A 267-nucleotide genomic window follows, 5' to 3' on the forward strand; every position below is an offset into this window, starting at 1 on the left:
CATGCCCGACTCGCTCTCCGACCCCGTGCAGCCCGTCGTGGCGACCCGGCGGGCCCAGACGATCCAGACGGTCGTCTGGCTCTCGTTCCTCGCCTTCGTGACGTGGGCCTTCGTGGGCCTCACGAAGGCGTTTCTGCTGCCGGTCATCTGGGCCGTCACGCTCGCGGTCATCTTCCACCCCATCTACCGCCGCATTCGCGACCGGATGGAGGGCAAGGAGGGCACCGCCGCCACGCTCACCACGGTGCTGATCTTCTTCGTGGTGCT

Annotated in this window: 1 protein-coding gene; it reads left to right on the top strand. The window is 67.8% G+C overall.

Annotation, left to right across the window (positions count from 1 at the left end; translation table 11 throughout):
* Nucleotides 1-267: hypothetical protein (locus RYX56_RS22810; protein ID WP_317124183.1), on the top strand; the 267-nt coding region annotated here is incomplete at both ends.

The organism is Alkalihalophilus lindianensis (genome assembly GCF_032843265.1).
In the GTDB taxonomy this organism is placed as follows: domain Bacteria; phylum Bacillota; class Bacilli; order Bacillales; family Bacillaceae_D; genus Alkalihalophilus; species Alkalihalophilus lindianensis.